Source organism: Streptomyces yunnanensis (assembly GCF_029011865.1).
GTDB classification, from domain to species: Bacteria; Actinomycetota; Actinomycetes; order Streptomycetales; family Streptomycetaceae; genus Streptomyces; species Streptomyces yunnanensis.
The window spans coordinates 2,255,772-2,281,832 of record NZ_CP095749.1 but is presented as its reverse complement, the minus strand read 5'-3'; the positions used below and the strand labels follow the sequence as shown (position 1 = coordinate 2,281,832).

17 protein-coding genes are annotated in these 26,061 nt (G+C 69.2%); 5 read left to right on the top strand and 12 right to left on the bottom strand.

Annotated elements, in window-relative coordinates; genetic code table 11:
• Nucleotides 1-559: 559 nt before the first annotated feature.
• From MOV08_RS10055 to MOV08_RS10040, 4 genes are all read right to left on the bottom strand, one after another.
• A complete protein-coding gene (locus tag MOV08_RS10055) occupies nt 560-2,698 on the bottom strand; it encodes an MMPL family transporter (RefSeq protein WP_275307127.1) in 2,139 nt (712 codons plus the stop codon).
• A 500-nt stretch (nt 2,699-3,198) separates the two neighbouring features.
• Nucleotides 3,199-3,918, bottom strand: coding sequence for a hypothetical protein (locus tag MOV08_RS10050; RefSeq protein WP_275307125.1), 720 nt, complete (start codon nt 3,916-3,918; stop codon nt 3,199-3,201).
• 626 nt (nt 3,919-4,544) lie between these two features.
• On the bottom strand, nt 4,545-5,078 hold the full coding sequence (locus MOV08_RS10045) for a GNAT family N-acetyltransferase (RefSeq protein ID WP_102923733.1): 534 nt from the start codon (nt 5,076-5,078) through the stop codon (nt 4,545-4,547).
• 246 nt (nt 5,079-5,324) lie between these two features.
• Entirely contained in the window at nt 5,325-6,101 is a 777-nt protein-coding gene (locus MOV08_RS10040) for a GNAT family N-acetyltransferase (protein ID WP_221907144.1), read from the bottom strand.
• Nucleotides 6,102-6,332: 231 nt separating this feature from the next.
• Between MOV08_RS10040 and MOV08_RS10035 the strand changes: the two genes are divergently transcribed.
• The gene (locus tag MOV08_RS10035; protein WP_275307124.1) at nt 6,333-7,253 is read left to right on the top strand and encodes a hypothetical protein; all 921 of its coding nucleotides are present in this window, start codon (nt 6,333-6,335) and stop codon (nt 7,251-7,253) included.
• A 441-nt stretch (nt 7,254-7,694) separates the two neighbouring features.
• On the opposite strand, the gene MOV08_RS10030 is transcribed toward MOV08_RS10035, so the two are convergent.
• Nucleotides 7,695-8,870 carry an HNH endonuclease gene (locus MOV08_RS10030; protein ID WP_275307123.1) on the bottom strand — a complete coding sequence of 392 codons (1,176 nt, stop codon included), beginning with the start codon at nt 8,868-8,870 and terminating at the stop codon, nt 7,695-7,697.
• A gap of 1,723 nt (nt 8,871-10,593) precedes the next feature.
• On the opposite strand from MOV08_RS10030, the gene MOV08_RS10025 reads away from it, so the two are divergent.
• Nucleotides 10,594-11,010 (top strand): hypothetical protein, encoded by a 417-nt coding sequence (locus MOV08_RS10025; protein ID WP_275307121.1) that lies wholly within the window; start codon nt 10,594-10,596, stop codon nt 11,008-11,010.
• A 37-nt stretch (nt 11,011-11,047) separates the two neighbouring features.
• Here MOV08_RS10025 and MOV08_RS10020 read toward each other — a convergent pair whose 3' ends face one another.
• From MOV08_RS10020 to MOV08_RS10005, 4 genes are read right to left on the bottom strand one after another with little or no spacing between them, the layout of a single operon-like run.
• Complete coding sequence (locus MOV08_RS10020; protein ID WP_275307120.1) at nt 11,048-12,316, bottom strand: TIGR02679 family protein; 1,269 nt, start codon at nt 12,314-12,316, stop codon at nt 11,048-11,050.
• Nucleotides 12,313-16,569: a TIGR02680 family protein gene (locus MOV08_RS10015; RefSeq protein ID WP_275307119.1), complete on the bottom strand. Its 4,257-nt coding sequence runs from the start codon at nt 16,567-16,569 to the stop codon at nt 12,313-12,315. The genes MOV08_RS10020 and MOV08_RS10015 overlap by 4 nt, the downstream gene beginning before the upstream one ends.
• The gene (locus MOV08_RS10010; RefSeq protein WP_275307117.1) at nt 16,566-17,930 is read right to left on the bottom strand and encodes a TIGR02678 family protein; all 1,365 of its coding nucleotides are present in this window, start codon (nt 17,928-17,930) and stop codon (nt 16,566-16,568) included. Before MOV08_RS10010 ends, MOV08_RS10015 begins: the two co-directional genes overlap by 4 nt.
• The gene (locus tag MOV08_RS10005) at nt 17,927-19,480 is read right to left on the bottom strand and encodes a TIGR02677 family protein (protein ID WP_420834145.1); all 1,554 of its coding nucleotides are present in this window, start codon (nt 19,478-19,480) and stop codon (nt 17,927-17,929) included. The genes MOV08_RS10010 and MOV08_RS10005 overlap by 4 nt, the downstream gene beginning before the upstream one ends.
• Nucleotides 19,481-20,002: 522 nt before the next feature.
• Here MOV08_RS10005 and MOV08_RS10000 point away from each other — a divergent pair.
• Nucleotides 20,003-20,320 carry a hypothetical protein gene (locus tag MOV08_RS10000; protein WP_275307116.1) on the top strand — a complete coding sequence of 106 codons (318 nt, stop codon included), beginning with the start codon at nt 20,003-20,005 and terminating at the stop codon, nt 20,318-20,320.
• Nucleotides 20,321-20,527: 207 nt separating this feature from the next.
• Here the strand turns inward: MOV08_RS10000 and tpx are convergent, their stop codons facing one another.
• From tpx to MOV08_RS09985, 3 genes are all read right to left on the bottom strand, one after another.
• The gene (gene tpx / locus MOV08_RS09995; protein WP_275307114.1) at nt 20,528-21,028 is read right to left on the bottom strand and encodes a thiol peroxidase; all 501 of its coding nucleotides are present in this window, start codon (nt 21,026-21,028) and stop codon (nt 20,528-20,530) included.
• A gap of 209 nt (nt 21,029-21,237) precedes the next feature.
• A complete protein-coding gene (locus tag MOV08_RS09990; RefSeq protein WP_338057152.1) occupies nt 21,238-22,221 on the bottom strand; it encodes an aldo/keto reductase in 984 nt (327 codons plus the stop codon).
• 83 nt (nt 22,222-22,304) lie between these two features.
• Nucleotides 22,305-23,267: a TauD/TfdA dioxygenase family protein gene (locus MOV08_RS09985; RefSeq protein WP_275307112.1), complete on the bottom strand. Its 963-nt coding sequence runs from the start codon at nt 23,265-23,267 to the stop codon at nt 22,305-22,307.
• A 467-nt stretch (nt 23,268-23,734) separates the two neighbouring features.
• Between MOV08_RS09985 and MOV08_RS09980 the strand changes: the two genes are divergently transcribed.
• Nucleotides 23,735-24,715, top strand: coding sequence for a zinc-dependent alcohol dehydrogenase (locus tag MOV08_RS09980; RefSeq protein WP_275307110.1), 981 nt, complete (start codon nt 23,735-23,737; stop codon nt 24,713-24,715).
• A gap of 37 nt (nt 24,716-24,752) precedes the next feature.
• The gene (locus MOV08_RS09975) at nt 24,753-26,057 is read left to right on the top strand and encodes an aromatic ring-hydroxylating oxygenase subunit alpha (protein ID WP_275307109.1); all 1,305 of its coding nucleotides are present in this window, start codon (nt 24,753-24,755) and stop codon (nt 26,055-26,057) included.
• Nucleotides 26,058-26,061 lie beyond the last annotated feature (4 nt).

Genomic DNA, 26,061 nt, shown 5'->3' with positions numbered 1-26,061 from the left:
GCACCCATTGCCGTTTCGACGGGAACGGGAATATCAGGCTTCTCGTTTGAGGCTAGCGCTTTTGTGATTCCCCCGGTAGGCGCCGAGCAAGATCGCCCGTAACGGATATTCACTTGAGGGACGGGTATCGATCCACGCTGAGGAGCTGGCCGGGAGTCTCTCCAGTACAGCTGCCACCGGCGATCCGCTCAAATATGCTACGGAATTCCGCTCGATGAGTGCATCGTATTCCAAGGAGGCCGCCGACTATTGGTGCCGTACACCAGGCGATCTCTTCGGCCCGGAGGGATAGAGGGCAGGCTCAACCGCATCAGGAAAATGGGCCTACGAGGCAGTTGAGTCGAGGCACTATCCCATGAAAATCGCTCCGTGCTCGATGTTCTGCGTGTCCTCTTGGCCGCCATCGTCGTCCAACCGCACGAAGGCGTTCTGCGCCCCCAGCCGGCAGGGTGCGAACCGGGCTGCTTCCTCATCCGCGCTCTTCGCCGTCCCTGGGTCTTGGGCGTGATCCGATGGGTGTCCGAGTCCAGGGGCTGCTTCTGCACTGGTGTTTCGGTACTCAGGGCGTGAACTCGTCGGAATTTCCGGGCACTTGAGGCCGAGTTTTGCGTGTTCCAGGTAGCCACCAGTTGGCTCGCCCCAGCATCCGCATGGCAGCCGGAACGAGCAGCGCCCGGACGAGGCCGGCGTCCACCGCTACGGCGATGAACACGCCGACGCACAACTCCTTGACCAGGATCACGCCATTGGTGGTGAAGATCGCGCTGACGACCAGAACCACCGCCGCGGACGCCGTGATGATCGGCGCGGACCGCTGTAGCCCGGTCGCGACCGCAACAGCGTTGTCTCCGGTGGCGTCGTACTGCTCGCGGATGCGCGACAGGAGAAGGAGCTCGTAGTCCGTCGAGAGGCCGATCAGCAGGATCAGCATGGTCACAGGTTGGGTGACGTCGATGTAGCCGGTGCGGCCGGCGCCGACCAGCCATGTCAGGTGCCCGTCCTGGAAGATCCATACGAGTGCGCCGAAGGAGGCGCCGATGGACAGCGCGTTGACGAGCAGTGCCTTGGCCGGCAGGACCACCGACCGCAACGCCGTCAGCAGCAGCACATAGGTGAACGCCGCGATGGAGAACAGGACCCACGGTAGTCGGCGGCCCAGCATTTGGAGGGTGTCCTGGGCCATCGCCGACAACCCGCCCACCAGCACTTCCCCGCCGTCCGGCGGGTGCAGCGCGCGGATGCGCTGCACCAAGGTGCGGGTGACCGGGTCTTCGGCGCTGCTGTCGTGGGTCAGGTAGATCACTGCGCTGTGTTGGGACGTCGCAGCGATGAGCCCGGCACCGGTGCCAGGAAGACGGATGAGTTCCTCACCCCAGGCCCTGAGTGTCCGCTGCCCGGTGGGGGTGTCCAGCCGGTGCGGAACGGAAACCACCACCTGCACGGCGTCGAGTCCGCCGAGTGCGAAGTCGTGTTGCAGGGCGTCGGAAGCCAGGCGGGCCGGCGCGTCGGCGGGCAGGGTTCGCTGGTCCGGGAACCCGAGGGTGATGTGTGCGAAGGGTGCCGTCATGACGAGCAGGGTCAAGAGGACGCCGATCGTGTAGTGCCCTGGCCGAGCCATCACCGCCCGGGCGAGTCCGGCCCAGGGGCCCTCCGCCGGGTCCGCGCGCCTCCGTCGTGGCGTGCGGAGCCTTCGTGTGGTGAGGCGCGAACCGACGAGGGCCAGCGCGGCGGGCAGCGCGGTGACGCTGAGGGTGGCGCTGACGGTGATGACAATGGCAGCGGCGACACCGATCGACCGCAGGATGCCGATGGGGAAGAGCAGGAACCCCAGAGCGATTCCGCTCATGGTGGCCCCGGAAAGAAACACCGTGCGGCCGGCGGTCGCGCAGGCGGTCGTCACCGCGTCCGGCACGCCGGCACGGCCGGCAAGCTCTTCGCGGAACCGCCCGACGACGAAGAGGGCGGCGTCCACTCCGAGAGCCAGTCCCAGCGCGGTCACCAGACTCAGGGTGATGGCCGAGATCTCCACCACGTCGTTGAGCAACACCAGAACGCCCAGCGTGATGCTGATGCTGAGCCCGCCGATGACGACCGGCAACAGGGCCGCCACCAGACTTCGAAAGATCAACAGGAGCAGGGCGAACACCAGGGGAAGCGCGATGAGCCGGGCGCGGTTCAGGTCCGTCAGGGCCCGCTCTGCGACTCCGTCGACCACCGCGACCGGCCCGGTGTACTGGACGCGGAAACCCTCTGCCCGCAGCGCTGGGCGCAGTTGGTGGTAACTGGCCGTGCGGCTGGTGTCGTCGGACCCGGCGAGCATGATGAGGACGGCCGTCGCGTGGTGGTCCTTCGATGCCAGCAGGGGCAGATCGCGCGACCAATACGTCATTGTCGAGACGATGGTTCCCTTCGGCGCAGTGGCCAGCGAATGTTCCACCGCACGGCGGAACATCGGCTCTTCCACCGTGTGGTGGGCGTTGCGGTAGATGGCGATCACGTCCGCGCCACCACGCCCGATGCGGTCGCGGATGGCCATGGCGGCCCGGTTCGACTCGGCGTCGCGCGCGATGAATCCCCCATAGCTGAGCCGTTCGTGGATGTCTGACGCCACAGCCGCCGCCAACGCGGCCAACACCAGGGGCACCACGAGAAAGACCCATCTGCGGCGGGCGGCGGCACGGCCGAGCGTCACGAACACGCGCCCTCCCCGATGGCTTTTCCGTCCCCGAACGCGATCAGGAGCCGGCGGCAGCAAGCGGAGAACCCGCGCAGGATCGGATCGTGGAGGCCCCAAGGGCTCGGTGGTCGAGCTAGCCGGCCGGCTCCTGGTGTGCACGGCTCGGCGCTGCGGCCCGGATTCTCACGCGGCTCTGAAGGTACGGTTGCGGGCGCGAAGATCTCCATGATTTCCACCGTCTGTCATGGGTGAGGGCGTTCGAACACAGGCCACGACGTGTGCTACTGAGGGCGAGTTCGGTGCAAGCACACTGTCGGCTTCGCACCTCGGCCCCAGGTGGCGCACGCGCACCGTCGGCGTACAGTCGCTGGCGTTGCGGGGCGGGACGCACTGCGTCGGCTCCGTCAGGTACCGACTTCGGTCGCAGGAGGGGTCCCGGTGTTCTCAGCGGATCCCGGGATCCCGTTGCTGGAACCTGCGCCGGGCAGGTGGTAGTGCCCGGCGCAAGCCTGCTGAACTCCTCAGGTGGGGCTCACCGCCCCGCTACCGGAGCCGGTGGCCCCGGCGAAGGTCCCACTTGTAATGCAGTCGAGCCGAACCTGCTCGGGCGCGGTGCCCTCACCCTTCACCAGCGCGCCGGTGAAGGCGCCGCTTGTGATCGAGCCGCTGACGATGCTGGCCGAGATTCCCTGGCCGGCGGTGGCGACCCACACCACGGTTCCCGCACCGGAGCTCTTCGTTCCGTCGGGCCACGTGACGCTTGCCGTGACGTTCGTCGACGCGTTCGCGCAATTGTTCCGCGCGATGGAAAACATTGACTTGCCGATGGCGGTGCCGTTCTCCGCGCCCGTTACCTCGCACGAGCCCGTTGCCTGGTACTTCACCGGTTCGCCCTGCTCACCCGGGTCGTCGGTTTTCGTCACGGCCCCTGAGCCGTTCGCACAGATGATGGCGCCGGCAGCGGTACCACCCGCCCGCGGCGGCGCCACGGGCGCGGCCATGGCCGTCACCGCGGTTCCAGCCAGGGCCGCGAACAGTCCGTAGACACCGAGACGAATGAGACGGCGGCGCCATTTCGGCGTCGTGTCCGTGACCTCCCCGACGTCATCCTCCAGGCTTCGCTGAGTACCCTTTTCAGTTGACATGCCTCCTCCTTTCACGAAGAAATAGATCTGCATCGACGGTAGTAACCCCGCACAAAAACAAGAAGAATGGCGCCGCGCGAAGTCGAACAGACGCACTTCACTCCTCCGGGGATTCAAAATAGAATTACTGGTACGCGGACGGAGGAGCGTCTTCTGGGGAAATGGAGGAATGGCGTTGCCGAATTTCTTGCCTCGCGCAAGCGACCTGTAGAACGAGGCCACGGACCCCTTCAGGCAGGTCCCTGTGCAAACCCCTGGGTTACGAGAATCGTACCGTGATGTACGCCGAACGGGAAGGCATCGAAGCGAATTAGCCTATTCCCTTTTCCCTCTTTGGTAACATGTCGCGACAGGGCAAATGTCTATCGCACGTCGTTTCGATAAAACATGCCGGTGGGACTCACGTAATCAATATCTGATCGGCGCGAGATCCGTGTGTGACGGGGGTGTCGCTAGCGCTTCCGTAATTCGATCGACAAAAGGAAGAAGCACCTGCGCCGTTCGCGCGCCACGCTTCCAGCTCTCGTGATTTTCACTGCGGGTGCCAGCGGTGGCCAGAGCCTGGGGTCGCAACGATGGCCACGTGTGGCGGCCGCAGTTCCGTGAAAGTGCAGGTCGCGGCGGGAAAGCAGCCTCTTTCGCCTACGCGGTGGCGGTCAATGCGGTTGGGGACGTACGGACGGCGGGCGGCTGTCTCGTGCTGATCCGGCGGCTCGGCTGGTTCACGCCTGGAACTCGGTGAGATCGATGGTGTGAACGTGCAGCGGAAAGTCGTACACCGGGTGTGCCGTCTCGCGTTCCGGCCCCATGCCGAGCTTACGGATGACGTTCTCGGAGGCGTTGTCGCCCACCCGGTTGATGCTGATGACGCGATCGAGGCCACGGTCCTGGAGCGCGAACTCCAGCGTGGCTTGGGCTGCTTCGGATGCGTATCCCTGGCCCCAGAACTGTGAGCCGAGCCGCCAGCTGATCGCCACGGCGGGCAGCGCCTCCGGAAGGAACTCGGGCACGGACAGACCCGTGAAGCCGGCCAGTTCACCTGAGGCCAGCAGCTCGACGGCGAAGAGGCCGAAGCCCTCCTCGTCCCACTCCTCCTCCCACCGTTCGATGTCCTCTGCCGTCTGGTCCGGGTCGCGCACCGAGCCGTCGTCGATCCAGTGCATGACCCGCGGGTCGGCGTTGATCTCGGTCATTGGCGCGAGGTCGTCATCACACCAGCGACGGAGCAGGAGACGGGGGGTGTGGATCTCGGTCATGGCGCCCATCCTGCCGAAGGCAAGGGCCTCATCGGTAATCGGCGCTGCTCCCGGACTCTCGAAGCGTTACGGCGTGCCCGACGGACCCAGTCAGGTCCACACCGGGCAGGGCATGGGCAAGGTTGGGGGACTCTCAGCGCCACCGCCTCCGCGGCGGTGCCAATTCGCCTCGCGGCCATCGGCGGCCTTATCGCCCTCGCCAACCGCCGGTGCGTCCCGTCGGCCGGCGCCGAGTTCCGCGTGAGGTCAGTCGAGCGTGTGTACGTACGGGGTGGTGGTGGCCAGCGGTACGAACCCGAGCCGCCGCAGGATCGGACGGCTCTGGTCGGACGCGTCGACCTGGAGGTAGCGGTAACCGTGTTCGGCGGCGATGCGGGTGCGGAAGGCGACCAGGGCCCGGTAGAGGCCCCGGCCGCGCCACTCCGGCACTGTGCCCCCGCCCCACAGGCTCGCGAAGGAGGTACCCGGGTGCAGCTCCATCCGTGCGGCGCTCACCGGCACGTCACCGGCCATGGCGACGACCGCGGGAGGCAGGCCGGCGGCCAACTGGCCGAGCAGCAGCTGCCGGTGGTACGGCCGCGCTTCGCCGAACGCCCGCTCCTGCGCGGTCACCGCGAGCTCGACCTCGGCAGCATCGGTCACCGGGAGCAGGCGGACGCCCTCGGGCAGTTCGACGTTCGTGGGCAGGTCTTTGATGTAGGCGACCATCAGCGTCTCCTCGGGCTCGGGCACGAAACCCGCTGCCCGCAGCCGTCCGGGCAGGTCGGCCGGCCGGTCGTACCCGTACAGCTTCCACTCGAACCCGCGCCCGAGCGAGGTGAAGTACTCCACCTGTTCCGCGATCACGGCGTCCGCCGTGGCTTCGTCCAGCTCCGACCAGACGATTCCGTTCCAGCCGTCGGCGTCTGCGCCGACATGGCGTACGACGCCGCCCACCCGCTCTACCCGGGCTCCTGGCTCATCGGCCCGGATGCCCTGCCGCATCTCGCGATCGAAGACCGCCAGCACTGTGTCCTGATCCATCCGCTCACTCCAGCATCACCAGACGCACGAGGCAACGGAAAATGAGCAGGACAGGCCTGGCACGCCTACGCGTTGCTGCAACTGCTCAGCATCGGCAGCGCTGATGGCGCATGGCCCTGCCCGGCAACTGGCGGATCCAGGATCCTGAAGCAGTGCTCTGGCTGCCGGTGCTGGGACCCCGCGCCCGACGGCACCGCGAGGTTTCCTGCCTGCGGGACCTACACTTCTGTGATGAATTGCGGGGATATAGAGCAGGCGCGGCGCTGGCTGGAAGCGCAGGGGGTCAGGCAGGTCAGCGACGGTGTCTGGGCCGAAGGCGGAGTTCCCGCGGGGACGCTGACGTCGAGCGAGGTGGCGCACACGTGGACGAGCGTGGCGCTGGAGGAACGCGGCCGCGACGCGGCTGCTCGGTTGCGGCTCGCCTTCGGTCTGCTGGATCTGCTCGGTGAGTACTGGGTGACTTGCGAGATCCGCGCTGCGCTGAAGGACAACCGGGACCCGCTGCCAGCTGAGGCGTTCTGGGCGGGATACCGCCATCGGCTGGAAGCCCCTGATGAGCCCGAAGCGGTGATCTACTCTCTCTGGGTCGACTGGTTCGAGGACCCGGCCACGGCCGAGGCAGCCTTCGCCGAGGTGGTGGGCCACGACCTGGCAGAGATTCTGGACGGAACTGCGCTAGCCGGGATAGCCGGCGGTCCCCTGTTCCGCCGTGCCCGGCGCGTTCTGTGTGCCTCGGGCCCCGTGTCCTGGCCCGTCAAGTACCCGGTCTACCGGACAGCGGCGACGTTCCCCGAGCTCCAGCCCGCGGTATTCCGCGCCATCTTGGGCAGCTATCACGATTTCTACGGAGACCTCGAACCGCACTCCGCCCTCGCCCTGTTGCGGCAGCTGAGCATGCCCTCCGACACCGAGCACTTCACGGCCCTGTGCGATGCCCTCGAGGCCGGCCACACGAGTCACTATCTCTCCCGCCGCCTGGCAGCGGACGCCGGGCCGCCTGAGGCGGTTGATCAGACGGTTCTGTCCGAGCGTCACGTCCGAGGTGGGAGTCACGTCGCGACGACGGTGACGGCGCCATCGGTCTGGCAGGAGGCGATCCGGAGGGCGGGACGAGTCGGTCTGAGGAGGCGGCCGCTCGCTCTACGTGCCTGAATCCGACCACGGCGTGTCTGCAGGGCCTGTCACTTGTCCCAACGGACAGGCCCTACACCGTGACGGGGAACCCTCGAGCCGATGGTCCGGGAATGACGTGTGGCCTTACTACGTCCTCCGGCACACCGATGCCCTCGCGGTGAAGAATGTCGACAGCGAGAGCTGCCGGACGCCACCGCCGTGGAACTCGCGGTGCACGACCCAACCCCTGGACCCTGGCGGATCGGCCATGACTTCGACAGTGCGGTCGAGAGTTGAGATCGAATTCGTCGGCAGTCTGCCGCAGCACGAAGATCGCTGACGGAATCGCGGTCAGACCCAATATCGCCGTCGTCGACAAGAGGCCAACGGCAGATACGCAGGAAGCTGATGGTGTGTCCGGAGAGCGAGAAACCCCGCCCGGCCGTCGTCACCCATCACCAGCGGTCGTATCGATGCTGTTTAGCTTGGCCAGCCCCCAGCGGAGGCTACGCAGTTCCCACATACCCGGCGCCGGTCGAGGACATCGATCGTGGTCCCCGCTGCAAACGTCGTCACCGGCCCATTTTCGACGAGGAATGGGACTCCGCACAGCGGTTGGAGGGGGTTGCGCCCCTCCGGCCGTCGCTTCTGTGGAGCGTCCTGGTAGACGATATGCGGCGTGCCTTTCCGGGGGCGGCAGGCGATATCCACGGCCAAGTGAAGACGCGCACGGCCGATGCTCGACTCCGTGCGCTCCCGCTCGGCCGACACCAGACACCGCTGACAGACCTTGAGCATCCCGGCGGCGTCCTGAACGAGCGTCCCTGCGGGGATGGTCACCGCTTCCGCCGTGGTATCCAGCAGCAGCGTCCGCCGACAAGAAGCGGTTTCGCCGGCCGTCGCCCTCTCGTGCGGGTACGCACCCCGCCCATCGCGCACTGTGGCATGGAGCATTCCCTTGCCGTTGCGAGCCGGGTAGAAGTCCAACGGACGCATCGTCCGGGACGACTCCGGCCTTCTCGGGGGCGGTGGGACCGGCTGCGTGAGGGGGGTGGAGCGCTGATGAGGCTTCGCACCCTTCTGCACGGTCCGGAGGGATCCCGCTATCCCGCGTGCCCGCAGCCGGGCGGCCCGCTCTCGTCGCAATCCGCGCCACGACGCCACCCACTCCGAGCTGTCACACAGCCGCGCCGGTTCCGCCGGCATGACCCGGGTGGCGAAAATATGCTCGATATGGGCGCGCTCCTCAGCGGACGCGGGGCGTAGCCGCGCCTCGGTCTTGGCGTGGTGGCAGTCCAGGCACAGCAGTTGGAGGTTCTCCGGCTCCGGTGAGGGACCGTCGATGTGGTCGACTTCCGCACCAGGCGCTCCACACATCTCGCACGAGCCTGCAGCCCGCTCGATCACGGCCTGCCGAACCTCCGGCCTGGTCCGTATATTCCGGTAGCCGCCCGCGAGAGCTTGAAGGAACTTCATGCGGAACCCATACATGGCCTCGGTATCGTCCTCACGACCCTCGTTCCGCAGCTTGCGCCGGTAGCGGATCGACTCGGCAAGCTGGGCGCAACCGGTGCTGCAGAAGAGCACGGGCCGGTGCGACAGGTCGTCAGGAAGTGGCGCGTCGCAGTTGGCGCAGTGGTCGGACGTGAACTCCATAGCACCCAGCATGACAGCGCATCACTCCGCTTCGGCCTCCGCCTGCACCAGCACGATCGCCCGCCAGTTGGCCGCTTCATCCACGGTCATCCGGCACTCCGCAGCGATATCCTCCGGATACCCGCGGGCCATCTGCGCCAGTCCCAGGAGTACAGAGCTCGTCCATGCTGCCTTCGGGGAGGTAGCGGCGGGGGCGCTCCCAGGCCACTGCCCCACGTCAACGGACTGCCCGCGGTCCGGGCCGCTACGATCGCCCCTTGCACGTACGAGAAGTGGATCCGCAAGACACCATCTGGGAGCAGGACGCCGCCACTATCGGGCGTACATCTGGGAGAGGTCGGCAAGGGTGTCGGACGAGTACGAGCTGGCCGGCGCCGACGCCGAGGAGGTCCTGGCCTGGACCGCGCCAAGGCCGAGGAAACGGGCTCGGCCTACACGCTGTACGTGCGCGTCATCGACGAGGGCAGGCCCGGGCTGGTCCGCCTCAGCGGGGTGGCGGGCGACCCGTTCGCCTGAAATCCTCGCGTCCCGCGATGAGTTCAGGGACTCCGAGCTGTCCAGGGCACCCGACACCCGCGACGTAGCGGTGGACCTTCCCGCCGTAGTAGCCCCACCCCGCATCCGTGTCACGCTCGAGGCAGTCCTCGTGTGTGGTCGTCCTGGCGGTGCTGGCCGGGATCGCCAGGAACAAGCGCGCTTCCACTGACAGGGCGCCACTCACCCACGCTCATCTTCCACTTGTGCCCGCTCCACTGCGGCGTGTCGTTGTTTGTCCAGTTCAAACGGATTGGTTACGCAATCCGCGATCTTCTGCCGCGCTTCCACATAAACTACTTGCGCATCGGGGGGATTCATGTCGTACCCGCAACAGCCTGCTCAGCCGCAGTGAGTGCCGCCGCAGCCGCTACAAAAGAAAAAGACGAACAAGGGCCTGCTGCTGCCGCCCTGGCAAACCTCACGATTCCTCGACTCGCGCGGCGAATCGAGGCTGCTGCCCAGGCCAGGACCACAGGAAGAGAGGCCGACCTGGAGCCCGGGCGTGAGCCGCAGCACGCGGCATGACTGACCAGACCAGCCGAAGAGTGACAACTTTCTCTACGGGTTCAAGGCAGCTCGCTCTCGGCCGCCGCCTGCCACTCTGCCCCTGTCCATGTCTGCGCTCTTGCCTCCGCCCCGCTCCAGCCCAGGGCAGCGTGGTCGCGGTTCCCCGCTCCCCTCCACAGGGCCTGGGGCGCTCGCGCGCGGGCGAAGTCGTGGAGGGAGACGTTATCGGCGAGGAGGTTGACAGGTTGGGCAGTGCGGTCCCGGTACCCCGCCACCCTCGCCAGGGCCTCGGTTGCCCCCGCGCGGTCGACATCGCCGAAGGAGGTGTTGTCGGCGAAGGCGATCAGCCGGTCAACAGCTCACCGCCATACGAACGACCAGCCATGATCGGTGGCGTCTGCCCGGACTTCGAATCGGCGGTTACGGCAACCGCAATTCGCCCCGCATCACCGGCGTGTACGTATGGTTCAAGTCCCCCCTCGGACACCAGAGCGAATAGCCCCTTACCAGGGGCTTTCGTCATTTCTGGGCGGTGGTGTGGCCGACCACGTGCCCAACGGCCCAGCGAATCCCCAGGTCAGACCAGGTATGACAGGCCGAGCCTGTTGGCTCGGGAGGCGGCGAGCTTCCGGGCTCCGTTCTTCCTGCTGTGGCCGTAGCGGGCCGTGGTCGAGCCCCAGTGGAATGCCTTCCTCGCCGCCCTCCGCCGGGCCCTGGCCACCGCACCCGGCCGGCCTGGTACCCCGGCTGCGAAGCCCGCGTCCGCTCCGCCCGTGACCTCCATCCCGATGCGGAGAAGCCCGGCGGTACCCCGCAACGCACCCTCTTCACTGGCCTGGACCTCGCGGACCCGGACGAGTCCACCTTCTCCACCGGGTACTTCGGGCCAGTCCTCGGCGTCGCCGAACTGCCCGGCACCGGAACGCAGTTCCTCGACTCCGCTGTCACCGTCGCCAACGATCGGCTTCACGGCACCCCCGGCGCCAGCCTCATCGCCACCTCGACGCCATCAAAGCCCTCGGCCGCCACCTGGGGAGCCTTCCCCGGTCACCCTCTGGACAACGTGCAGGGCGGCATCGGCGTCGTCCACAACTGACCAGGAATACCGTCCTGACGTACCTCTCTTGGGGCGTTCATTGCTGTGCTCGTGCCGGCCGAGTGGCGTCGGTCAGGTCCTCCAGGAGCACGTCGGCGATCAGTTCCTCGACTACGGCGATTCCGTGCTGTGCCATCGCCGTGGTCAGCTCCGGGTCCCAGGGGGCCGGGGTCAGACGGCCGGGAGGAGGGCCGTGCGGTGTGCGGGCGGCTGCGGCGCGGTAGTCCGCTGCCGTCATGCGCCAGGGCCGGGCGGGCGTCTTGTCCAGGACGTACGCGGCGATGCGGATGCCTTCGCCGTCGAAGTCGCCGTGGTAGCGCAGGGCCGCATCGTGGTCCGCGAGCAGGCGAAGGAGGTTGACGGCCGCGCTGTTGGGCCATCCCGACGTGCAGACGAGTGGCGGGCAGCCCGGCCCGAAACGGCGTAGGGCGAGGGCCAGCACGCTGGGGTTCTCCACGATGTGGACGACCGGCGCGGCCCCCGTGGGGAGGGCGAAGGTGCCTGGGGCGCGCAGCTGGGCGAGGGTGAGGCTGGCCGCCTGCCCGGCCTCGGCGCACGCCCGTGTCACGCGGGCGAGCGGCCCGTCGCCGACGGGTCGCAGCCCGGCGGCGAGGACGGTGGCGGACAGCTCGTCGTCCGCGATGCCGGCACGGCCCCACAGGGCGCGCCGATGCTCTGCGGACTGTGGTGGGTCGGCGCAGTAGAGGGCCGCCAGGGCACGCAGCACCAGGGAGGAGACGCGGGTGCCGTCGTCGAGGGCGTGGGAGTCGCCGTTCAGGACCCGGGCGGCGAAGGCGGGCAGTGGCTCTCCTCGGGCGGGGAGCGCCGCGAGCACTGCGAGCGCGTCGGTGAGCAGGGTGCGGGTTCGCTCCGGTGAGCCGCCGACCAGGCCGGCGGCTCGGCAGGAGGCGGTCCAGTCGGCGAGTGCGGGCTGCGCCCGTACGGTGCTGTGGCCGTCCAACCACGCCCAGAGGGCGGCCCGTTCGTCCTCCTCGCGGCGCCGTTCGGACGCTCGGTCCCTGAGCGGGCCGATCAGTTCGGTGACGACGTCGCGTACCGTGTGGCCGCAGCTCTCGGCCACCGCTTCTTCCAGGCGGGACAGAAGGACGGAAGGGCGCGCGTCCGGCAGGCGGTCCAGGCCGAGGAGGTCGGCGAGGGCTTCGCGTTGGGTGTCGTCGAGGGGGCCGAGGCGCACGCGGGTGACGGGCCGGCCGGAGGACAGGCGGTCGTGGACCGCCTGCCACAGTGGGCGCAGTTCGGTGCGGGCCAGGGCCCGTTCGCCCCGGGGTGTTCCGCTGTGCGTCATGGCGCCGGCTCCGTCGTCACGCTTGACGGCGTGTACCGCTCGTCGGCCATGGCGGTGGGCTGTTGTTCCCGCGACGGTTCCCGCGACGCCGGTGCGTCCTGGGGCGTCTCCAGGTCCGTCCCGTTCCACACGAAGCGGGCGCTGGTGACCGCGTCGTCGTCGGCGCCGGTGAGGAGCTGGTGGACGGCGATGCCGGGCAACTCCCCATAGGTGCACCACTCATGGTCGGAGGTCAGCATGAGGTCCAGGTCGAGCGCGGTGAGCAGGGCGAAGACCTGTCCGCGGTTGACGGTGTCGACGCCGACGAAGACCTCGTCCAGCAGGATCAGCCGCGGTGCCTCGGGTACGGCCTCGTAGTGGGCGGAGACGGCGGCGAACAGCGGCAGGTGGAGGGCGATGGCCTTCTCCCCGCCGGAGAGTGCTCCGTGCAGTTTCTTGGTGAGCGGTTGCCAGCCCGCCCCGTTCGCGCGGTCGAGGCGGACGGTGAACTGGTGCCAGGCGGTGTAGTCGAGTACCTCGCCCAGCTGCTCCTCCCAACTCGCCGCCGTGTCACTTCCTTTGGCCTCCTCGATGCGGGAGCGGAAGAACGTGTGCAGCGCCTCCCGGTCGCCCTCGGTGACCCGCCCCGGGTCCTTGAGCAGCAGCTCGCGGGCGGTGCGGGTGCCGTCGGGGAGGTCCGGACGGATCTGCCACACGAGCTGGACGGCGACGTTGGAGGCGGTGCGGACGTGTTCCAGGTGGCCGTTCATCCGGTCGACGAGTTCGCCGGCCTGGCGGATGCGGGCCGCGAGATGGCGGCGGATGTCGCCGGTGAGGATCTGGTCGAACAGGCGGCGTTCCGCGGCGGTGATGTCGTCGCGGCTGCGGTCGCGCTCCTGCGTCAGCGTGCCGAGCAGGCCCGCCGCCCCGACGCGTACGCCGTCCAGGCTGGCGGTGAAGAGCTGGACGTCCTCGTCGGCCTCCAGGTCCAGGTCGGTGCGGGCGCCGAGGTGCTGACGGGCCTGGTGGACCGCCTCGGACAGGCGGGTGGCGGCGTCGCCGAGGTTGCGTGGGGCGTGTGGGATGTCCGGCCACTTCGCCGCTGTCGCGCGGGCGGCCTCCAGGGTGGCCTTGGCCCCGTCCTCGGCGTGGAGTTCCAGCGTGCTGCCGGCGTCCTCGGCCAGGCCGGCCAGGCACAGGTGGCGGAAGCGGTGTGCCGCGCCGTCTCGGGTTGCGACGGCCTGTTCCCGGCGCTCGGCGTCCCGTTCGCTGGTGGCTCGCAGTTCCCCGATGCGCCGCTCCAGACGGAGCAGGTGTTCGCTCGCGTGCCGTGCTTCCTCACGGCAGCGGCGCAGCGCGTTCCGTGCTTCGGCGACGCGCGCGACGACCTGCCGATAGTCCTCGCCGACGGTGGACTCCACCGCCGTCAGACGCGCCCGCAACCCCTCGGCCTCGGCCTGTGCGGCCGCCGCTTCCTCGGATCGTTCGCGGGCCGTCTGATCCGATCGGGCCGCCTGCGTGGCCAGCTGCCCGGCGCCGCCGGCCGCCGCGACGGCGTTCAGACAGGCGTCCGCCCAGGTGTCGGCGGTGTCCCGGAACGCGTCGACGGCGGTGGACAGTTCGCGCAGACGGCCGCGGTCGGTGGGCAGGCCGTGTTCCGCCGACTGCCGGCTGAGCGCGCGCAGCGTGGCTGCCACGTCGTTCTCGCGTTCCTCCAGGTGTGCGGCGGCGTCGTGGACGGAGTCGTCCCGGGCGGCCACTCGTTCCTCGGCGCGGTCCCGGTCACGGCGCCGGGCGTCGAGCTCCCGGTGGTCGGGGCGGGTCGACAGGTCGGCGTCCAGCCGGGCGCGGCGGGTGGTCAGGGCGCGCAGCTCATCGTCGAGCAGGGCCAGTGAGGCGTTGGTCCGGCTGATGCGGTCGGTCAGTTCGCCGATCCGGCGCTGCCTGGCCCGCTGACGGGCGAGGGCGCCGATGTGGGCGGGCTCCGGTTTGCTCCAGGTGCCCGTCGCGGGTGCGAGGCGCCAGGCGCCCTCCGCGGAGACGGCCGCCGGATGGCCGTCGGGCAGACGCGTGCCGTACGCGATGCCTGCGAGGAGGCGGGTGACGGTTTCGGCCGGGACCGGGAGGTCCTCCTCCGGGCGCAGCACCTCCAGCAGGCTGGTGCCCGGGGCGGACAGGGCCAGGGCCGCCTCGGCCCGGGTGTCGTGGCCGGGTAGCGTGACGCTCTCGTCAGAACCGACCCAGGCGTCCAGCAGGCCCGACGCCTCCAATGCGGCCTCCACTCCGGCCTGGACGGCGACGGGGACGCCCTCGCGGAAGGCGATCAGCCGCCACAGCGGCGCGCCGGCCATCGTCGATCTGTCCGCGGTGCGGGTGGGCGGGGGCGAGGGCGGCAGGTCGGTCTCTCCGCGCAACCGCTCCACCTCCTCCACCAGGCCGTTGCGCTCGTCCAGCAGGGCCCGGCGCACGCCCCGGGCTGCGGACTCGCCCTCGGTGATCTCTCGCTCCACCGTGCGCGCGGCGGCCTCCACTTGGGCCGTCACCTGGGTCTCGGAGGCCGCCTTGGCCACCAGTTCCTCAGGGTCGGCGATCCGGAGTTCCGTACAGCCCGCGGCCCAGACGCGCAGCCGCCCTGCCAGTGCGGCGAGTGCGTCGTCCCAGGCGCGAGCTGCTTCGTCTCGCCGGCCGGCGGCTTCGGCCAGCCGGGTGCGGGTCTGTTCCAGCGTCTCCTCGGCGGTGCCGCGGTCGCGCACCGCCCGCTCGTACGCCTCCATGGCCTCGGCGACGAGTGTGATCTGCGCTCGCCGGGCGGTGACCGCGCCCCGGAGCAGCTGCCGGACCCGCCGGGCCCGGTCCTCGGCCGTCGTTCTGTCGGGCGGTGCGATCTCGGTCGTGCCGGCGGCCCTCGCCGACACCGTTCCGTCGGCGGGCGCGCGTACCTCGTCGAGGAGTGCCTTCGCCTCGTGGTGGACGGACTCCAGGCCCGCCGTCCGAGCGGACCGGTGGGCCTCCTCGGCGGCCTGGTGGGCGTGGTCGTCGAGTGTGCGGGCACGGCGCACCGCCTCGTCGGCGCGCCGCTGGTCGTCTTCCGCCCGGTCGCGCGCGGTCTGTGCGGCGGTACACAGCCGCCCGGCGGTGGCGGCCGCCTCCTCCGTACGGCGGCGCAGCCGGTCCAGTTCCTCGCCCTGCCGGTACGCGTCGCTCTCCCGCAGGCCCTCGATGGTCTCCTCCAGGGCGTGCCCGCGCCGCTCCTGTTCCTCCCGTTGCACCTGGGCCGACTCCCGCCCTTCCAGGGCCCGTTCGTGTTCCTGGGCACTGTGGCGGGCGACACGGGTGAGGTTGTCCATCTCGGTGGTCGCCGAGATCAGTGCGGCGGAACCGGCACGCAGCACCCGTCGGGCGTAGCTGCGCTGGCGGGCCGCGACGGTCTCGGCCGCCGCCACCTCCTCGTCGAGCTGCCTGAGGTGTTCGCGCTGGCGGTCCAGCCGTTCGAAGCCCTCGGCGAGTTCGGCGACCTCGGCCTCGCCCAGCGGGGGCAGGGCGCGGGACAGCAGGGTGGAGAGCAGTGACGGGTCGAGCCGCTCGGACAGTTTGGGTTGGCGCAGTTGGAGCAGGGCGGTCAGCAGTGACTCGTAGCGCTGCTCGCCCATGCCCACGAAGAGCCCTCGCCGTACCGCGGTGCGGTAGTCGGCGGACGAGGCGTGCACCGCGCCGTGGTCGCGCACGGCCTCGGCGAGGGCGGCTCGGGTCAGCGGTTGGCCGGACTCGTTGGTGAGGGACAGACCGTCGGGGTGGGCGATCCGGCCCGTGGTGGTGAAGTAGTCGGCGTGCACCCCGCTGGTGTGCACGCTCGCCTGCAGCCGCGCTCCACAGCCGAACCACTGCTCCGTGCCGTCCTCGCCGATGCGGCGGAACTCCATCCACACGTACCCGACGCGGGTCTTGCCGGAGGCGCCCTCGCCGAGCAGGTTCCAGTGCATGGTGCGCTCCGAACCACCGAAGGTGGACAGCCGGTTGGGGCGCAGGCTGGCGTCGAGGAGGTAGGGCAGCAGCAGCTCCAGGGCCTTGGACTTGCCGGAGCCGTTCTGGCCGCGGAGCAGCAGGCGACCCTGGTGGAAGGTGAAGGTCTCGTCGTAGTAGCGCCAGACGTTGAGAATGCCCGCGCGGTACGGCTGCCAGCGGCCCCGGGCCACGTCCGCCGCGTCCCCGGGCGACTGGGGCGGACCGGCGGGCGCCTCCGGTGTCCGGGGCAGCGGAAGTTCCGTCACGCTCACTGCTCGTCTCCTTCGTCCGGTGTGTCGAACGCGGGCGTCGTACTCGGCGTCGCAGGCGGGTTCGTGCCCGTCGCCTGTCTGTGTCTGCGCCGGTCGTCCGCATCGGTGCTCGTCGTCTCGGCGAGGCGGTAGCGGTACGCCGCCGGGCGCGCGACGACGCGGCCCCCGGCCCGCCGGACCAGCCCGACGTCGCACAACACCCGCACGGCGTCCTCGACCAGCCGCACCGCACCGTCCGCGGACTGGTACGCCTTCGCCCAACGGGGAAAGCGACGGAGGAGATCGGCGCCGGCCTCGGCGAACTGTTCGGGCAGCATTCCCCCGGGCGAGGAGCAGACCGACTCCAGAAGCAGGAGCGCGGCAACCCTGGCGGTGGACGCGTCGTCGGGGAAGCGGAGGTCGGTGGCGAGCGCGTCCGGATCGACGAGCAGGAACCCCTCGGCCCGTTCCTCCAGGACGAAGCCGGCCTGCTCGACCGAGCGACGCAGGATCTGACGTCCGGTCAGGGAGGTGACGTAGGCCAGCTCCTCGTCGGTGAGGTCCACGCGGTAGAGGACGGGGTCGTCGAAGAGGCGGCGCAGGACCGAGTGGCGCAGCCACAGGTTGCGCTGCGTGTCCGAGGCGGCTGCGGGCTCGTTTCGTACTTCCTCCCGCTCGCCGCTACCGGCCGCTTCGGGGGCGCCGCCGTAACGCCGCTCCCGCACCAGCCCGGCCAGCAGCTCCTCGAACCGCAGCGGCACCTCGTCCGGCGGCACGGCCAGCCGGGAGGCTCCGACAGGAGCCGTGGGAAGCCTCATCAGCAAGGTGGTGTCCACTCGGTAGAGCACCTTGGCTTCCGGTGAGGCCACGTACGCCTCGGTCGCGCCGTCCACGGCCCGCAGCACGCCGTACGCCTCCAGCAACTTCAGGACGTCGACGAACGCCATCCGTTCCGGCCGGTGGACCGGGTCGAAGGCGGGCAGCGCCTGATCTGTCGCCGTGGCCTGCACGACGCGGTCGGCGAGCAGGCCGATGGTCGTCATCGGCATCGACAGCAGCTCGGCGGCGGTCACGCACAGCAGCACATAGCGCCGGCGGTCGAACGGCGCCCGGCCGGAACGCGCCCTGCGGGCCGGGCGGGAGCCATCGACACCGGCGCGGACCTTGGCCAGCCGCGCGTACCCGCGGCGGGGCTCCACGACCAGGCTCCAGCCACAGGTGTAGTCGAACCACTTGGCCAGCGGCTCGCGGCGGCGCCGCACCAGATCGAAACCGGGCGGGTCGGCGGCCTCGGTGAGCAGGGGGCGAGCCAGCAGCAGGCGGATGCCGCGGGCCACCTCTTCCCGCTCGGCGGCGGCCAGCTGATTGGCGAGCGTGCTCATCCCGCCACCTCCTGTCGTGCGGCGCGCGACGCCGGGAACGCACCCGCTCCACCCGCCGCCGTGATGCACACGACGTAGTCCGGTCCGGCCAGCACGCCTCTCTCCGTCCGCAGCACGGCGGTGCGGCTGTCGGGAGGAGAGGACAGGGCGATCTCCACCCGGCCGTCGCCGGTGGTCGCGCGCCGCACTCCCATGGCATCCGGCAGGGTGGACATGGCTCGACCCAGGAGGTCGAGCAGCCGGGCGAAGACGGCGGTGTCCAGCTCCTGAAACGAGGACAGTCGCACCGGTCCGTCGGTCGCCAAATCCGCCCATGCGCGGGCGAGTTCGGCGCGTTCCCTGCGGGCCTGCTCGGCGCGCTCCGCCTTGACCGCCGCGACATCCCGCACCTTGGCCGTACGGGTGAACCGCTCGGTCCTGCCGCTGGTACGCAGCAGTGCCGACACCTCCACGGGCGGAGCCTGGGACCACGGCAGCGACGACGGGATCAACTCCGGGTCGGGATGGGCGAGGTGGGCGTGGCGCGCCGAACCCAGGCCGAACGCCGCCGACCACAGCCGGTGCAGATCCTCCTCTCCCGGAGCCGCCGCGAACCAGTGCGCCAGCTCCCGGAAGTCCTGCACGGCACTGGAGGAGCGGCGCCGCGATTCGTTGATCCGCTCCAGGACCTGCAAGAGGGAGACGATGGCCCGCCGGGCGATGTCGTGCAGCTGCTCGATCCGCGGCCGCGCCCCCTCGTCCGGCAGGAACCACGCCCGCAGGCCCGCCCAGCGTGCCCGCCGGCTCTCCAGCCAGCCGGCCGCGGGATCCTCGCCTGCCACCGGTGGCAGCTCGGCTCCCCGCAAGGCCCGCTCCCGCAGCGTGGCTATCCCTCGGGCCTCCACCCGGGCCACGGCAGCGGCCACGGCCTGACCGCGCCGGTCGAGGTTGACCAGGAACTCCTGCAGATACGCGACGGTGGCGGCCTTCACCTCGCGGAACACCTCTAGGTCCGCGCCCTCGGCGCGCAGCAGCCGCTGCAACTCACCGTTGAACGCCTTGGTGTTCTCCACCAGCGCCTCCAGGTGCCCCTCAAGCTCCCGCAGCGTGCTGAAGATCCGGCGATCGGCCGAGGCGGGCTCACCGGCCAGGAGGCACAGCTCGTCGAGACGATCCGCGATCGCCTCCAGCACGGCCGTCTGCAGTGCCCCCGTCGAGGCGAGGACCTCCAGCGCGTGCCGCACCCCGGCGAGCGCGGCCTCACCTCGACGGGTCAGTGAATACTGCAGATTGCGGCGTTCGTACTCCTCGGCGGTGCGGTAGTTCTCCGCGTGGTTCTGGACCACTTCCAGCAGCTCCCAGCGCCCCAGCTGCTTCAGCGCCTCGTGCAGGTCCTCGTCCTCGACCGCCGCCAGCCACCCCACCGCGCGCAGCCCCTCCCGTACGGCGTCGAGCCCCAGCGCCGTTTCCAGGCGCTCGCCGGCCGCACCGAAGGCGTCCAGCACCGCCCCGTACAGATCGGACCTCTCACCCGTGGTGAACCGGAACATCTCCGGTGGAACCCTGCGCACGCCCCTCGCCCTCCTCCGTCACCGGCTCGGCACTGCTCGGCAGCATGTGATCTCCCACCGTAGAGGTCCGCACTGACATTCAGACGTGGGTCCCGGAACAGTCGGATCCGTCGCCCGTGGACTGCCGAAGACGAGAGCCGTTGTTCCGGCCGTCGAGGTGCGCCCGGATCGGCCACGCCCCTCAGCCACCAGACCTCAGCTGCGCAAGGCAAGGACGGTCGATGAACAGGTGTGTCCCGATCGAACCTCGGTGCGTGCCCTACTCTGGCCCGCCATCACCGGTAGAGGCGTTCCGCACAACGGCACGACCGGCCCACGCAATCCCGAGGCCGGAGCGCGGTCAACGGCCGTACGCCCCGCCCCATCGCAGGACCCCGCTCCCGGCGCCTCCCTCGCTGCCGAGAACGAGGCGAGTACCGTGCCCCCACCGAAAAGGGCATCCGGACAGCAGAAGAAGACGCTCGGTGAGCAGCGCCTTGAAGACCTCCTGGCCGCCGCTGGAACGGCGAACCCGCCGAGCATGTGCCCACGGCGAAGGAACTGGCCGACGCCGAGCGGTACTCCTGGGCCAGGATTCCCACGTACGACCACATGCCCTCCGACCGTCTCACCAGCACGCTGAACGGAGGGACCACTCACCGCCAGTCGACCTGGAGAGACACCGCCGGCCCCACCGCGCGACGTGCCGCGCCGGAGTGCGCTCGGGACGGGAACGAAGAGGGGCCGGTCGGCGACGTACGCCTGCACGTCGTCACGGACCTCGTCCGCATCCCACCGGGCCTGGTGCAGAAGGCTCTGCAGCGCAGGCACGCATCCGACGCCGCAGATCTGCCCGGCTGAACCGGTGACCGACCCTCCGCAGCACTTCCTCAAGCTCACTGGCCCACAAGTCAGGCCGCACATCTCCTTGCGCATGCGGATCACGCGCCGGCCGGGTTGCGGGGTGCGCCGCGTGGTGACCACCACCGATCACGCCGCTCACCGCCGAAGGGGCGCTGCCCCTGTCCTGGAAGTCAGACAGGGCCCAGGATCCGGGAGGAAGGCCCCCTACTCCAAGGAGGCGAGAGCGGCTTCATAGTTCGGCTCATGGGAGAGCTCCGAGACAAGCTCCGAGTGAAGGACTGTGTTCTCGGTGTCCAGTACGACGACGGCGCGGGCGGCCAGGCCGGCCAGCCGCCCTTCCTCGATCGCCACCCCGTAGTCGGTGAAGAACTCCCGATTGCGGAAGGCGGACAGGGCGCGGACGTTGTCCAGGGCCTCGGCGCCGCAGAAACGCGCCTGGGCGAAGGGCAGGTCGGCGGAGACGCACAGCACCACAGTGTTGGCGAGGTTCACGGCCTCCGCGTTGAACTTGCGAACGGAGGACGCACAGGTGGGGGTGTCGACACTCGGGAACGTGCTGAGGATCTTGCGCTTGCCGGCGAAGTCCCGCAGCGTGAGGTTCACCAGGCCCGCACCGACCAATGTGAAATCCGGAGCGGTGCTGCCTGGCTTCGGTAGTGTGCCGCCGACCGCGACCGGGTCGCCGTTCACCGTGATGTTAGGCATCAGGAGTCTCCTACTGAAGGAAGAGTGTGCTTGCCTGCATCGCTGACGTCGCCCGGAGTTCGACTCTGGCCCGTCGATGAGAAGCGGAGTCCGTCGTCGGTACGCGGGCCCGTCGACCGACTTCGGGCCGTATCGGCCTTGATCTGGCGGGCCTTACTGTCGCCTGACCCTGAACTGCGGCCGGGCAGCTGGTGAGTTGGCACGATGGCTCACTCGAAATCGCTGACCAGCCCGCCTCGGTAGGGCTGGCGTTCCCCGTACCGTTCTCCGGCCACCTGCGAGGCCAGCGGGTCGAGTTGCGCCAGCTCGTCCGGTGTGAGTTCCAGCTCCGCGGCGGCCGCGTTCTGCTCCAGCCATGTGCGCCGCTTGGTCCCGGGTATGGGGACGACAGGAAGGTCGTGCGTCTGCGACTGCTGATGCACCCAGGCCAGGGCCACCTGCCCGGGTGTCGCCCCCCGGGTTCCGGCGATGGCGCGTATGACGTCGACGAGGGCCGCGTTGCGCCGGGCGTTCGCCGGCTCGAATCGTGGATTGTCCGCACGGAAGTCGTCCCGGTCGTACCGGGTCGTCGCGCTCAGGGCACCCGTCAGGAACCCCCGGCCGAGAGGGGAGTACGGAACGAATCCGATCCCCAGCTCGCGGCAGGCGGGCACCACCTCCGCTTCGACCTTGCGGGACCACAGCGACCACTCACTCTGTAGGGCGGTGATGGGGTGGACGGCGTGCGCCCGACGGAGTTCTTCGGCCGTCACCTCGGACAACGCCAGATGTCGTACCTTCCCGGCTGCGACCAGTTCCGCCATGGCGCCCACGGTTTCCTCAATCGGAGTGTCGAGGGCCACGCGGTGCAGGTAGTACAGGTCGATCGTTTCGACACCCAACCGCTGAAGACTGGCCTCGCAGGACCGCCGTACGTATGCCGGCTCTCCCCGATATCCGCGCTGGATCGGATCGGCGGTGTCCGTTCGGAAGATGCCGAACTTCGTGGCCAGTTCGACCTCATCCCGCCGCCCTGCTATGGCCTTGCCGACCAGCCGCTCGTTCTTTCCTCTGCCGTACAGATCGGCCGTGTCCAAGAAAGTCACACCGAGGTCCAGAGCCCTGCCGATGGTGGCTAGCGATTCGGAATCGTCGGTTTTCCCGTAGAACTCCGACATGCCCATGCAGCCGAGCCCTTGCGCCGATACGTTCAACCCGGCGAGATGTACTCTGCGCATTTCGTCGCTGTTCCTCTCCTTGCCGACTGACTGTCGCGCGGGTCTGAACGGGGCGGGGATCAGCTGAGCTTGGGGTTCAATGGTGCGCCGACGAGTGACTCCGACGGCTTGCCATCCACTCCCACGGGAATGTCACCCACCACCATGACCCGGTGCATGATTCGCGGTATACCGCTTTCGAGATGGGCGGTGTCGACCGGCCCCAGGTGCATGGTGGACCGGTTGTCCCAGAAGGCGACGCTGCCTGGCTCCCACCGGAAACGTACGGTGTATTCGGGCCGTAGAATCTGCTCGGTGAACATGCTGAGCAGACCTTGGCTCTCGAAACGGGAGACGCCGATGATCTGCTCGATGTACTGGCAGTCGATGAACAGCACCCGTTCACCGGTTTCCGGATGTACGCGGACCAGGGGGTGGATGGTGGCCGCCTGGTTTTCCATCAGATGTTCCACGTATGCGTCCCGACCCGGCCGGGGCCGGTAGGTGACCCCGAGGCGGTGCTCGACCCGCAGGCCGTCGGCCAGCCTCTGTACGGCTTCCGACAAGCCGGTGTACGCGGCGGCCAGATTGGCCCACATCGTGTCGCCGCCGTACGAGGGCACCTGTTCGGCCCGCAGGATGGTGGCGGTGGGCGGGTCGATGCGGGGGCTGGCGTCGATGTGCCAGCCGCGCCAGGGCGAATGGCGATTGCGTTCCGTCCATTCGTTGTTGTCCAGCCCGAAAGTCGGGCCGTGTTCGAGGAAGTCGGCGGTCGTCTCGATTTCCGGGTAGTCCTTGGGGGAGACGGAGCCGCGCGCCGGCATCCTGATGAGTTCGCCGAATCGCTGCCCAAAGGCTACGTGTGCAGCGTGGTCGATGTCCTGTTCTCGGAAGAAGACCACCTTCCAGCGCAGCACGGCAGACCTGATTGTTTCGATCACCGAATCGTCCAGCGGTTTTGCGAGATCCACGCCGTAGATCTCCGCGCCGATGTGACCGGAGAGCGGCTGCACTGTCACGCCGGAGAGCGTGGTGTCGGGCATTGTGAGACCCACTCCCTGCTTGATCCAGAATTCCGTCGGATGATGGGAACGAGGGTGTTGATTACCCCCTCGATTCCATCAGACACCTGCCGCGTCGGTCTCAGGTAGGAATCCGCCACCCCCCAGATGTCGTTGGCATCCCCACGCCGACCGTGCTGAGCCTGTCCCAACCCCGGCCGCGCGCATCAGCACGGGCCGGGTAGGTTGACTGGTTCCCGACCGCAGCGTCTTTCTGGCGAGAGAAATGTGCCTCTGATGTGTCGTCGGGGTGTGGTGGATGTGCACGCCGTCGCCTTCGAGACAAGTTGGCAAGGCGTTCTGGTGCCGATGGACGCAGGCAGAGAACACTCGGGAGTCGGCAACCGCTATGTCTGTCCGCGGAAGGAATCCACCGTGAATGACGATGACCGCGCCGGTCCCTCAGGCCACCGAGCCACCGCACGTCGCCCGGCTGTGAGGAGGCTTCGATGACCCGGATGCGGGCGGTCGTGAAGGAAGGGAATTCCGTGCGGGTGCGGCGAGTCCCCGTTCCCGATCCGGCACCGGGAGAGGTGCTCGTCCGCGTCGAAGTCGCAGGGGTGTGCCGCACCGACATCTACGTGGCCCAAGGCCGCATCCCCAGCGCGGACCCGTTGATCCTGGGCCACGAGTTCTCCGGCACGGTCACGCGTACGGGGACAGGCGTCAGCCGGTTCGCGGCCGGTGACCGTGTCGCGGTGATGCCGGTGCTGCCCTGCACAACCTGCGCGCGCTGTGCCCAGGGAACCCCCGAGTGCTGCGCACACCACCGCTTCCTGGGAGTCGCCCGGCACGGCGCCTTCGCCGAGTTCGTAGCCGTCCCCGCCGAGGTGGTGCGCCCCCTACCGGACGGGCTGTCCTTCCGTGAAGGCGCCTACGCCGAGCCGGTGTGTGCGTCCCTGGCAGTCCTCAAGACGGGGATCCGCACCGATGACCTGGGCATGGTCTACGGGGCCAACCGCATAGCCGACCTGACCGCACGGGTGCTGGACAGCGCCGGTTTCCGTCACGTCGCGGCCGCCCGCACGGCTCCGCTCGCCGTGGACGCGTACGACTTCATCGTCGAGACCCAGCCCGTCTCCTCGGCCTTCGAGGAGATGATCCGTGCCGTGCGGCCCGGCGGACGGATCGTCTTGAAGAGCCGACCGGCCGCGCCGGTCAGCATCGACCTCACCGCCGCCCTGCGCAAGGAAGTGATCTTCGAGTCTGCGGCCTACGGGACCTTCCAGGCATCCCTGGAGTTCCTTGTCCGGCACGACGTCTCCGATCTGCTCGGAGACACCCACGCCCTGGAGGACTTCGAGCGGGTTTTCGCCGCCGACGGGGCCGGCGAGCGGCTCAAGACCTTCCTGGCTCCCGGTGCCGGCCTCCAGAGCCGCCGGACCACGGCCTCGCGGGTCGAGGCGGGTGCGTACCCCTCACGTCCCTGACCCACCGGGAGTTTCGACCGACCGAGGAGGATGAGGCGTGACCGTCACCGCAGAGGAACTTTCCGTGTTCGCTGCGTCCTTCAACCCGGCGAACTGGTTCGACGGTGTCCGTGCGCACACTGCCGTCTACCGGGACGAGCGGATCTACGAGCTCGAAATGGAGCGCATCTTCCACTCCTCCTGGGTGTACGTGGGCCACGAGAGCGAGATTGCGGAGCCCGGCGACTACCGGCTGGTGCGGGTCGGACGGCAGCGGATGCTGCTGGTGCGCGGGCACGACGGTGCGATCCGGCTGCTGCGCAACCGCTGCACGCACCGCGGGACAGAGCTGTGTCAGGCGCCTTCTGGCAATGCCAACGCCTTCCGGTGCCACTACCACGGCTGGACTTTCCACAACACGGGCGAACTGGTGGGCGTCTCCTTTCCGGACGGCTATCCCGGCGGCACGGCGAAGCACGGCCGCGATCTGTGGTCGGCTCCCCGTCTGGACAGCTACCGGGGCTTCGTCTTCGCCAGCCTGCGGCCCGACGTCCCCGCACTGCGTGAGCATCTGGGCCCCGCAACCGACTACATCGACGGCTATGTCGACCACGCCGGTGGACGGGAGCTGTGCGTTGACGCGTGCGCGCACACCTCCCGCTATCGGGGGAACTGGAAGCTCCAGGTGGAGAACGGGGTGGACGGCTACCACGCCAACTTCACCCACTCCTCCTTCTTTGCCGTGATGCAGCGCCGCACGGGTAAGCAGTCGCGCTACATCGTGCAAGAGGAGGGCGGCTGCACACGAGACCTCGGCCACGGCCACGTCGTACTGGACCAGAGCGAGGTGGCGGGTGAGGTGCTGAGCCGGAGGCTGGCGACCCTGCCCGGCTTCGACGGCCTGAGCGCTGAGCGGCTGGGGCTGGTGGAGGACGAATACCGCGCGCTGCTGGAGGCGAACGCCGGCCCCGGCTACAACCTCTCCGTCTTCCCCAACCTGCAGTTGATCGGCATTCACATCCGAGAGATCGAGCCGGTGGCCGTCGACGAGACGGTGATCACCCTCAAACCCCTGATGATCAAAGCCGCCCCGCCCGCGATCAACGGGCTGCGACGCCGCTACCACGAACTCTTCTGGGGCCCAGCCGGCTTCGGCACCCCCGACGACCTGGAGATGCTGGGCCGGGTGCACGACGGCAACCGCCCCGTCGACGGTTGGGTCTCCTTCGAACGCGGCACCCACCGTCTTGAGAACGGGGACCACGGACCACGCGCCGCGATCACCGACGAGGTACCGCAACGAGGCTTGTACAGCCAGTGGGCGGCCCTGCTGAGCCAGCCGTTCACCGCTGGACGGAAGTGAGCTG